This is a genomic window from Nostoc sp. (assembly GCF_035638895.1).
Lineage (GTDB): Bacteria > Cyanobacteriota > Cyanobacteriia > Cyanobacteriales > Nostocaceae > Nostoc.
Genome location: NZ_DASQZC010000598.1, coordinates 1 through 10,210, shown reverse-complemented (window position 1 = coordinate 10,210; position 10,210 = coordinate 1). Strand labels below are relative to the sequence as shown.

Genomic DNA, 10,210 nt, shown 5'->3' with positions numbered 1-10,210 from the left:
TTCACAAGAAGTCCCTGTGGGTAACAATGCGCCCGTGTAGCCTAAATTATCCACAGCTTGGGCAATTTGCTGCAAATAATCAGGTGTGGCAACACGAGAGCCAATATCTGTGCCTAAATAGCGTCCGTCATGAGATCCAGTCGGAATAAACCAGAGAATTTGCATGTTTGTCAGGGTATGAGGAACTTAAACACCGTTAATTTGACGTAGTTACCGTAGTTTTTATTATTATTTTACAGGAAATTATTTAAAAAACTAGTGTAGATTCACTATTCATCAGGAATAACTCTCTAAAGGACTTGCAATTAAAAAAATATCTAACTTGTAGGATGCGTTAGCTAGAAGCACAACGTACCGTAACAGAGACGGTGCGTTAAGAAAGCAGCGCCCCTACAAATTAAGATTGGATAATTTATTTTTTGGTAGTACCTAATAATTTATAGCTGTTTCTATTCAGATGCGGTATAAGATTACATCGCTAGGTGTAGGGGAAAGGCAGCCCCCATTGGTGTCAGCTTAAGGTAAAAGCTATGTCCCGCAAAAAACTGAAGTTCTTTGCTAATAGCTAAAGTCATCTTAAGATGACTAAAATATAGCCAAAAATCTTTAGTCTACTTAAGTAGACTTTAGCTATTAGCCTTGAACTTTAGTTCGAGGCGGGTGAGTCAGCCAAGCCAAAAATTAAGCTATTCTTAGGCTTTTGTTGGCACGTATAAACACTGCCGTACCCCTACGGGTGTACCTCACTTTCCAAAACCAAGGTTTTCAAGAATTAATTAAAGGGAAAATTTGCCAAAGATGGATTGTGTTACAAAAAAAGCAGGAGTATTCTAGTGTGGAAATTGAAAGCTGGTATTTTAGTACTCACACTGAGTTGCATAATTGCGACTGGTATAGCAGTATATCTGATTGGCGGCATTGAACCAGCACAAATTCAAGCTTTGCTAAAATCTTCTGGAATCTGGGCACCTGTTATTTATGTTGCTTTGTACGTTGTAGCAACTATGTTAGTTTTGCCCTCAACAGTACTAAATTTAACTGGAGGTGCAATTTTTGGCCCTTGGCTGGGTACTTTTTGGACTAGTGTAGGAGCAGTCATTGCGGCAATAATTGCCTTTATTTTTACTCGGACTATTGGACGTAAAACCGTTGCAAAACGACTAGCAGGACGCTGGCAAGCTATGGATGCTGAGGTGCGGCGTGGAGGGCTTTTTTATATGTTTGCCATCCGATTAGTACCAATCATGCCCTATGGCTTGGTTAACTTTGTGGCTGGACTGACTTCGATCAGCTTTAAAGATTATGTTCTAGGTACAACACTTGGTACTGTTCCTAGTGTCTTGCCTTTTGTATTACTAGGTAGTTCTGGTTTGAAGGCAGTCAAGACCGGCGATTTTTTGCCCCTAGTACTCGCCTTGGGCTTAACTGGAACCTTGGTAGCAGGGTCTACTTGGTATCGTCATCGTCGGACTTTTGCCAAAAAAGCTGTAGAAAACCTTAAAGAATCTGATTCAGATTATATAAATCCAAAAAATAAATAAATTATTGGAGTGGGACTTGAATCTTGCTAGGTATACTGAGAACGAAACCTTGATGATCACAAGCAGTCTGTCAGCTTGGCTGTTCAAAAATTAAACAAGATTTTTAGATGCTACCAAAGTATTCATTGATTGTTCCAATTTATAACGAAGAAGAAATTATTCCTGAACTATACCGCAGGCTGAGTGCAGTAATGAATCGGTTGGATGGTGTTGTCGAATTAATTTTAATCAATGATGGTAGCCGCGATCGCTCCCTACAACTACTGCGAGAACTCCATCAAAAAGACTCACGCATTTGCTATCTAAGCTTTGCTCGTAACTTTGGTCATCAAATAGCAGTTACGGCTGGTCTTAATTTTGTTCGGGGTCAAGTTATCATCATCCTTGATGCTGACTTACAAGATCCGCCAGAACTAATCCCCGACATGATTGAAAAATGGCGACAGGGCTATCAAGTCGTCTACGCTCAACGCACTCAACGCCTCAAGGAAAGATGGTTTAAGCGTTTTACTGCCTACTTTTTTTATCGCATCCTTAAGAAGCTTGCAGATGTAGAGATTCCTACTGATACTGGTGATTTTTGTTTAATGGATCGCCAGATCGTAGATATTCTCAATTCTATGCCAGAACGTACCCGTTATATCCGTGGTCTGCGTTCTTGGGTTGGCTTTGAGCAAACAGCAATTCGGTTCGAGCGCAACCCCCGCTTTGCTGGGGAAGTTAAATATACTTTTAGCAAATCCTTGGCGCTTGCGATCAATGGTCTAGTATCTTTTTCAATAGTGCCACTGCGGTTATCAACCTACTTAGGGTTAGTAGCGGCGGCGGCGGCCATCTTCATGGCTTTATTAGTCTTGTATTGGCGGCTTTTTGTCCCTCATTCGCCTTTAACCGGGTTTACGATTATTTTGATGGCAATTTTCTTTCTCGGATCTGTGCAGTTAGTCAGTGTTGGCATCTTAGGCGAATATATAGGGCGCATCTATGAAGAAGTTAAAGCTAGGCCCCTTTATACTTTGGCAGAGGTAGGTGGTTTTTATCACAAATCCTCTAACTCAACGCGCAATTCTGACAAACTAGATAATTTAGAAGATCCTACTATTCAAAATCTAGACAAGTATTGACCTAAGAAAGGCAGAGAACATTTGCTGGAGACAAGAGGGTTAACAACCTGTGTAGCCCAAATTATCTACAGCTTGGGCAATTTGTTGCTTTTCATTCATTTTTACTGACTATTTGCGGCGATTACCTACGATAAAGTAAGCGATCGCAGTTGCTAAAGTTAACTTAGCCAAGAAATTTGACATATTTTCGCCTCATGGAAAATTAACGGTAAAGATTCACTAGCTATAACAAACACACAAACTAGTCCAAGAAGCAAGCCTACTTAGATAGGTAATAAAATTTATTTGACATAACTTTTTGAATTTGTTTACTAAAATGCTTGCTTTTTATCGAAAACTGTGAAAAGCTTTGTTATATCTAAACTACGGTTTATCGATCAATTTAATGTACTTACTATCAATCTGGTGGCAACCTGTCTTAAAGAGCCACAATTTAAGGCTACTAAACTATCGATTCAGTAATTAAAAACCTAACCTCCAGCCCACTTCCCTTGTAGGTGAGGGGTTATTCCAGGATTACTAAATTGGTGTTGTCGTAAATCGTCAAGTAGATAGGCAAACAGATTTATGAAATAGTGTGGAGCATCGATGGGGTGGAGACTTGATGCTTAAAACTTATCGATGGGGGGAAATTGTAGATGCTGAAGACGTTAACAACCGATTTTGAACTCGACTTAGAAAGCGATGTGCTTGTGATTGGAGGTGGGCCAGCTGGAACTTGGGCGGCATGGAGTGCTGCATCAAGTGGAGCTAGGGTAATACTCGTAGATAAAGGATATTGTGGAACAACTGGATGCGCTGCTGCATCTGGCAATGGTGTGTGGTACGTGCCACCCGATCCCGAAGCAAGAGAAACAGCAAAGGCAAGTCGGGAATCCTTGGGTGGGTTTTTATCCGATCGCAACTGGATGGATCGGGTATTGAATCAGACATATATCAACGTTAATCAGTTAGCAAAATGGGGTTATCCCTTCCCTACCGACGATGAAGGTAAACCCTATCGGCGATCGCTGCAAGGGCCTGAGTATATGCGGCTGATGCGGCGACAAATTCAACGTGCTGGAGTCAAAATTTTAGACAACAGCCCCGCCTTAGAACTACTGGTAGATGAGGATGGTGCTGTTGCTGGTGCAACAGGTGTGAACCGTCAGACTGGTGAGAAATGGATAGTGCGATCGCAGTCCACAATTATCGCAACTGGTGGCTGTGCGTTTCTCAGTAAAGCGTTAGGATGCAACGTCCTAACAGGGGATGGTTATTTAATGGCTGCTGAAGCAGGTGCTGAGATGTCGGGTATGGAATTTTCCAATGCTTACGGCATCTCCCCCGCTTTTTCTTCAGTTACCAAAACCCTGTTTTATAATTGGGCAACTTTCACCTACGAAGACGGTAGTGTGATTCCGGGAGCAAGTTCTCATAGACGTTCAGTAATTGCCCAGACATTACTGCAACAGCCTGTTTACGCCATCATAGACAAAGCGGCAGAATCGATGCGGGTATCTATGCGTTTAGCACAGCCCAACTTCTTTTTACCCTTTGACCGTGCAGGCATTGATCCATTTACTCAACGTTTCCCTGTGACTCTGCGCCTAGAGGGAACTGTGCGCGGTACGGGAGGAATTCGGATTGTAGATGAGAGTTGTAGTAGTTCTGTGCGGGGACTTTACGCGGCTGGAGATGCCGCTACACGCGAACTGATTTGTGGCGGATTTACTGGCGGTGGTAGTCACAATGCAGCTTGGGCAATATCTTCTGGCTATTGGTCGGGGAAATCGGCTGCTGAATATAGCCGCAGTTTGGGGGAACACAAAACTCAACGACTAGTTTTGGGTGTTGGAGAGGTAGTATTACAGAGTGGGAGCGTAGCTTGCCGCCGAAGGCATCGCTCCTTAGCAACTGATGAAGTAATTCAAGCAGTGCAAGCCGAAGTATTTCCTTACGAAAAGAACTATTTCCGTACAGAACAAGGCTTAACCGAGTCTTTGGGTAAGCTAAATCATCTTTGGCAAGAACTCCGCAGTAGCCAAGTAAGGTCAGATAAAGAGCTAATCCGGGCGCGAGAAGCTGCGGCAATGGTAGCCACAGCCCGGTGGATGTACAGCAGTGCCATTGAACGTAAAGAATCTCGTGGTATGCACAAACATTTAGATTATCCAGAACTTGATGCTAACCAGCAACATCACCTGATTAGCGGTGGATTAGATCGAGTCTGGGTAAAGGTTCAGCCTTTAGAAAGTACAGAAAAGTCTTTATCTAAAATAGGAGCAGCAGTGTGATTGAGTTGGTCAGCGAGTCGCGGTGCATAAAATGTAATATCTGCGTGAACATTTGTCCAACCAACGTGTTTGACAAAGTACCCGATGCGCCGCCAACCATTGCTCGACAGAGTGACTGCCAAACTTGTTATATGTGCGAATTGTATTGTCCAGTTGATGCTCTTTATGTTGCACCAGAAAGCGATGTGACGACTTTGGTCAACGAGGCAGAATTGGCAGAAGTTGGGCTACTGGGTAGTTATCGGGAAAACATTGGTTGGGGACATAAACGCACTTCAACAGCAAAAGCCGATCAAACATTCCAAATTCTGAAGCAGATGAAATAGTAACGCGATGTGCAACTTATTCTTAGAACCCCGCTTCCATTCCTCTCCCTCACTCCTGAGAGGCTTTGATTCCTGCTCCCCTTCCCTAGTAGGGAAGGGGCTGGGGGTTAGGTTTAAGAGAAAGTTACACACGGCGTATATTACGAATGTAGAACTTACTTATCAAGAGAGAAGAAGTTGCGATGCCTGGGGCGAGCTTCGCTAACGCAGTTTCCGCGTCCAAGGCATTAGCTACCCGTGTAGGTATAGATATTACCAACCGCATCTTTGAAGTTACGGGAACTCGCGCCACAGCAACTAAATATGGATTTGACCGTTACTGGCGGGATTTACGAACCTTTACCCTGCACGATCCTGTGGATTACAAATTGCGTGCGATCGGTGATTGGGTACTCAACGAGCAGCTACCTGTCATTACCCAATATTCTTAGGGCATTGGGCATTGAACAATACACAGCTTCACTCACAAATTTTAATCTTCCGCTAGCACGATATTGGAGTGGGATCTTCTCACTCCACTTCCTAAATTTTCCCTCCTCACTATTAAATTTTCATTTCCTCGAGTCGTTGCGGGGTGGGTAATACCCACCCATTTCCTAAAATAATAAATAAACTTTTTAAACTTAGAAAAAATATGTATTGGAGTTTCTAAATAACTTAGTATAAAAGATTTTTTGTTTTTTACATGGCAATTAATCATCATTGTTATAACCAACTAGAGGGAAATCAATAAAACAACCCATGCCAGCTTTAAAAGGAAATTTTGAATTCAGAAAAAGCCCGAGGACAACACGTCGTTCCTTGTTGTTTGCTCTCGGTTACTGCTTAATGCTATCAACGGGCCTATCAAGTTGTAGTGAAGCAAAAAATAACACTCAGCAGTCGGCAGCTTCCCCTGAATCGGTAGTTTCATCTAGCACTACAGAGAAGTCAACCGAGAAACAAGTAGTACGGATTGTACGTTCAAAACAACTTACCGCTTTAGCAATTTTAGAAAAACAGGGTTCCTTAGAAAAGCGATTAGAGCCTCTGGGTTTTAAAGTGCAATGGGCTGAGTTTGCGGCTGGGCCACAGCAGCTAGAAGCTCTGAATGCAAATGGACTCGATATCGCATCTACAGCCGAATCGCCTCCTGTATTTTCGCAAGCAGCAGGAGCGCCTCTTGTTTATCTAGCTACTACACGCCCTAGTGGTAAAGCTATTTCACTTTTAGTTCCTATAAACTCACCGATTAAAAGTGTTAGCGATTTGAAGGGCAAAAAAGTAGCTTTTCAAAAAGCCTCTATTGGGCACTACCTATTAGTTAAAGCATTAGAAGACGCAGGATTAAAACTGAGTGATGTTCAATCAGTTTTTCTACCGCCACCAGATGCAAATGTGGCATTCAGTCAGAACAAGGTGGATGCTTGGTATATTTGGGAGCCATTCGCTACCAGAAATGTACAAAATAAGGTAGCTCGTGTTTTAGCAGATGGTGGTAAGTTGCGGGATACTGGCAACTTTTACTCAACTTCACGCCAGTTTTATCAGGCTCATCCTGATGTTATCAAAGTGTTTCTAGAGGAACTAGAAAAGGCAGAAATTTGGACTAAGGATCATCCCAAAGAAGTAGCACAACTTCTTGCTCCTGTAACTCAGCTAGATCCACCAATTCTAGAAATAATGCATAAAAAATATGACTATGGGCTGCTACCAATCACTGACAAAACTATTAATAAACAACAGGAAGTTGCAGATAAGTGGTATAGCTTAGGGCTTATCCCCAAAAAAGTGAATGTTAGAGATGGGTTTTTAACACCTGAAGAGTACGCCAAAATTACTCCCTCAGATGTTTTAGCGAATAAGTAGTTATCTCAAGAAAAACTAAAACACAGGAGAATATTATGCCTACCTCGACTTTGACAAAGGTTAAAATTAGGTCTATTGATGCCCCTTTGGGAGCAATAGTTACTGATCTTGATGCCAGTCAACCGATCGCACCTGAAGTTATATTACAACTTAAGCAAGCTCTGCGCGATTGCCACATCTTAATTTTCAAAGACCAAAAGCTCTCCGATGAACAGCTTTTTAATTTTTCTCTATATTTTGGCGCACTCTTTGTACCATCTGATGAAACTCCAGTATTGGCTTCTAAACCAGGAGAAACTCCGGTGGTGATTCCGATTTCCAATGTAGATGGTGGCTATACCGGTACTGGAGAACTCACTTTCCATTCTGATCACAAATGGACTTCTACCCCATCTAGTGGTTCACTTCTTTATGCGTTGGAAATATCAACTTATGGTGGAGATACTTATTGGTTAAATACCAATTTAGCTTATGAGGCATTAGATGAAGCCACCAAAGAACGGATTGCAGATTTACAGTTAATTACCTACAACCCATTTTTGCAAGATCGGAATGCACCCCGGTCTTTGTATCGTTTAGACAAAACTATTCCTTTAATCAGTCCGATCTTTCCTCATCCTTTAGTTAGAACACATCCAGAAAGTGGTAAAAAGCATCTTTACTTAGATGTCGCTACAGAAGTGGAAATTGTGGGGTTAGAGCCGCAAGAAGGATCTAAACTGATTGAACAGTTGAGACAACATCTAACTCAACCCAAGTTCTACTACAAACACAAATGGTCTGTAGGTGATATTGTCTACTGGGATAATCAAGCTACCTTGCATTACCGTCAAGCATTTGATCCAGATGAGCGACGAGTATTAAAGCGGGTTAGCCTTGCAGGTAGTCGTCCCTTTTAGGATTGATAGCCCAGAAGATTAAGCTAATGGGCGTTTGATTCTATATATTCTTAAGGCAGTCAAGAGTTATTCTAACTCTTGACTTATTAAACTTGTCTAAATGTCAAACTATGTGCTTATAAAAATACATATTAAAAATATTAGTTTTTTGTTTAAAACAAGTGTTTATAAATACTTTATCCAAAAGCTAAATTTGATAATATCTAAACTGAAATCAAGAGTTATTAGAACTCATTAAAAAATTAAACCAAAAATTATTAAAGTTAAATAGAAAAACTTTTATGGCACTTTTCAATTTTTTGCAAAGTCTTAATTTAGCTATCAATAATCCGCAACAATCAAAAATAAACAAGACAAAAACGGTGTATGAATATAGCCTAAATACTAATTAACTTTAAAAGACTGGAGAATTTAAGCTATTAACTGATGTCTTTGTATCAGTAGTTAATCAAAAATTGAGGTGCAAAAATGTTTAATAATTTTTTGGAAACTAAGACAACGGTAATTAGTAAGATAGCTTTATTTGTAATTCCTGGCTTTGTAGCTTTATCTACTACTTTAGTAAGTTGTACATCAACTGTATCTAATACAAATACAGCAACTGATCCTAAAGCAGAACCAGCAGGGGCTAAGACTATAACTTTTAAAACAAAGTTGCTGCGAATAGGGTATCAAAGCTCTGGTGATTTAGTTAGAGTCAGAGGAGTTTTAGAAAAACGTTTGGAGCCTTTGGGCTTGAAAGTAGAGTGGTCACAATTTGCTCAAGGCCCACAACTAATGGAAGCGATGAATGTGGGCAAAATTGATATTGGCTCAGTTGGAGAAACTCCTCCCATCTTTGCTCAAGCTGCGGGTGCAAAAATAGTCTATTTAGCTGGGAGAAGACTTGGCCCTAATTCAGGTAAAGGTAGTGCGATCGCAGTTCCTAAAGATTCTCCAATTAAAACTTTAGCTGATATCAAAGGTAAAGAAGTCGTCTTTCAAAAAGGTTCTGCTTCTCACTATTTTATCATCAAAGCTTTAGAAGAAGTAGGCTTAAAATATACTGATATCAAAGTTTTGAGTATGCCCAATGTCGAAGCCCGTGGTGCATTTATTCAGGGCACTATTCCAGTTTGGGTAACTGGCGATCCTCACTTAGCTTTGGTAGAAAAACTCCACGGTGCACGTATACTGCGAGATGCCACAAATATTGGAACCCCAGGCGGATATTATGTAGGCACACGCGAGTTTGCTAAGGAAAATCCTGAATTACTTCGGATTATCTTGGAAGAAATTGATAAAAATGGTCAATGGGCAGAAGCAAATCGTAAAGAGGTAGCTAAACTCATAGCACCAGTACTTAAAATTGATCTACCCATTCAAGAAATAATTTCTGGACGCGCTACTTATCGAATAAAAGGAATTACTCCAGAGTTGATGAAAGCTCAACAGAGTGTTGCAGATTTATTTTATAACGAAAAAATCTTACCCAAAAAGATTGATGTTCAAGAAGCATTGCTCACGCCTCAAGAATATGCAGCTATTACTCCACCAACACTAATAAGTGAAAAGTAGATAATACAGCGCTTCCGGCTATTATGCAATACAATTTTTCTCCTTGCCCTCTCCTATCAAAGCTTTCAAATTTGAGGGTGTACCTCATAGCTGCCGGAAGTGCTGTAACCCTCTTTTGTCACTCTCCGAAAACATTTGCCTTTTCTAAAATCTAGAGCTTTTGTATAGCAAGCGATCGCGCGATTCTTTTCTAATAACAAATACAATGCCTATTTTTTTCTAATAGTATAGCTTGTATTGATTGCCTCATCAGGCTTCTAGCGATCGCCCTCCCGGAAAGTGACAGAAGAGGGTTAGAAGTGAGAACTAGCCTTAATAATAACTGTAGAAAGAAAATTTACTTAGGAAATAATCAGTGCTAATTAAAACTAAATATCGATATTCTACCCAAGGGTGAGAGACATTATACATTATAAATTTCTGTTGCAATTAGTACGGCGTAGAGCTAGCGTAAAGTGGACAATTTGACAATCTTTAATAGTAAAACCACTTGGCGTATAGTCATAATCTGTCCGCACGCAACAAGAACGCAAGACACTTAGTATATGGTTCGAGAACTCGAAAGAAAACGCCAGAGTGCAAAGTTTCCCGAAACTGCACCGGCTGCGAATTCCGTATTTTTTAGAACCTATAGCCGCC

The 10,210-nt window shown here is 40.9% G+C and carries 8 protein-coding genes and 1 pseudogene; 8 read left to right on the top strand and 1 reads right to left on the bottom strand.

From position 1 onward, the window contains the following. Positions 1 to 165 (bottom strand): annotated as a pseudogene (locus VE944_RS29570) (alkanesulfonate monooxygenase); the annotation flags it as partial. 668 nt (positions 166 to 833) lie between these two features. On the opposite strand from VE944_RS29570, the gene VE944_RS29565 reads away from it, so the two are divergent. The 8 genes from VE944_RS29565 (at position 834) to VE944_RS29530 (ending at position 9,571) form a co-directional block, all read left to right on the top strand. Beyond that, a complete protein-coding gene (locus VE944_RS29565) occupies positions 834 to 1,541 on the top strand; it encodes a TVP38/TMEM64 family protein (RefSeq protein WP_324985931.1) in 708 nt (235 codons plus the stop codon). A 107-nt stretch (positions 1,542 to 1,648) separates the two neighbouring features. Then, positions 1,649 to 2,665, top strand: coding sequence for a glycosyltransferase family 2 protein (locus VE944_RS29560; RefSeq protein WP_324985926.1), 1,017 nt, complete (start codon positions 1,649 to 1,651; stop codon positions 2,663 to 2,665). Positions 2,666 to 3,303: 638 nt separating this feature from the next. Continuing rightward, positions 3,304 to 4,941, top strand: coding sequence for an FAD-binding protein (locus VE944_RS29555; RefSeq protein WP_324985923.1), 1,638 nt, complete (start codon positions 3,304 to 3,306; stop codon positions 4,939 to 4,941). Further along, positions 4,938 to 5,267: a ferredoxin family protein gene (locus VE944_RS29550; protein ID WP_324985919.1), complete on the top strand. Its 330-nt coding sequence runs from the start codon at positions 4,938 to 4,940 to the stop codon at positions 5,265 to 5,267. The genes VE944_RS29555 and VE944_RS29550 overlap by 4 nt, the downstream gene beginning before the upstream one ends. Before the next feature lie 182 nt (positions 5,268 to 5,449). Continuing rightward, complete coding sequence (locus VE944_RS29545) at positions 5,450 to 5,698, top strand: acyl-CoA dehydrogenase family protein (RefSeq protein WP_324985916.1); 249 nt, start codon at positions 5,450 to 5,452, stop codon at positions 5,696 to 5,698. 310 nt (positions 5,699 to 6,008) lie between these two features. Next, positions 6,009 to 7,115: an aliphatic sulfonate ABC transporter substrate-binding protein gene (locus VE944_RS29540; RefSeq protein ID WP_414690176.1), complete on the top strand. Its 1,107-nt coding sequence runs from the start codon at positions 6,009 to 6,011 to the stop codon at positions 7,113 to 7,115. Positions 7,116 to 7,150: 35 nt separating this feature from the next. Then, entirely contained in the window at positions 7,151 to 8,014 is an 864-nt protein-coding gene (locus VE944_RS29535) for a TauD/TfdA dioxygenase family protein (RefSeq protein ID WP_324985911.1), read from the top strand. A 468-nt stretch (positions 8,015 to 8,482) separates the two neighbouring features. Next, positions 8,483 to 9,571 carry a sulfonate ABC transporter substrate-binding protein gene (locus VE944_RS29530; protein WP_324985908.1) on the top strand — a complete coding sequence of 363 codons (1,089 nt, stop codon included), beginning with the start codon at positions 8,483 to 8,485 and terminating at the stop codon, positions 9,569 to 9,571. Positions 9,572 to 10,210: the final 639 nt, after the last annotated feature.

Excerpts from the sequence above, each read along its gene's own strand:
- VE944_RS29560 (WP_324985926.1), top strand. The coding sequence starts at position 1,649 with ATGCTACCAAAGTATTCATTGATTGTTCCAATTTATAACGAAGAAGAA.
- VE944_RS29555 (WP_324985923.1), top strand. The coding sequence starts at position 3,304 with ATGCTGAAGACGTTAACAACCGATTTTGAACTCGACTTAGAAAGCGAT.
- VE944_RS29545 (WP_324985916.1), top strand. The coding sequence starts at position 5,450 with ATGCCTGGGGCGAGCTTCGCTAACGCAGTTTCCGCGTCCAAGGCATTA.
- VE944_RS29540 (WP_414690176.1), top strand. The coding sequence starts at position 6,009 with ATGCCAGCTTTAAAAGGAAATTTTGAATTCAGAAAAAGCCCGAGGACA.
- VE944_RS29535 (WP_324985911.1), top strand. The coding sequence starts at position 7,151 with ATGCCTACCTCGACTTTGACAAAGGTTAAAATTAGGTCTATTGATGCC.
- VE944_RS29530 (WP_324985908.1), top strand. The coding sequence starts at position 8,483 with ATGTTTAATAATTTTTTGGAAACTAAGACAACGGTAATTAGTAAGATA.